Annotated in this window: 1 pseudogene; it reads left to right on the top strand. The window is 63.9% G+C overall.

Features of this window, described 5'->3' with window-relative positions:
• Nucleotides 1-244: pseudogene (locus B4920_RS27520) on the top strand (Tim44 domain-containing protein); the annotation flags it as partial.

Genomic DNA, 244 nt, shown 5'->3' with positions numbered 1-244 from the left:
TGCAAGGGATGGACTTCCTGCTGATCGCCCTGCTGGCACTGGGTGGTGTATTCCTGTTCCGAGCCCTGCGCAAGAACAAGGCGGCGGCACCTCAGCCACAGACGGCCTACGCGGGCTATCAGCCTCCGTCGGCAGCGCCTCAGCAGTTCGAACAGAGCCACGGTGCCCCGCAGGCAACCGGCTTTGCCGACAGTGACGTCCCCTTCCGCCTGCCGCCAGGTTTTGACATGAACGGTTTCCTGTC

Origin of the sequence: Zoogloea sp. LCSB751, from assembly GCF_002028455.1 — a bacterium.
Lineage (GTDB): Bacteria > Pseudomonadota > Gammaproteobacteria > Burkholderiales > Rhodocyclaceae > Zoogloea.
Note: the sequence above shows the minus strand (reverse complement) of the source record. Positions and strands in the feature narration are given on the sequence as shown.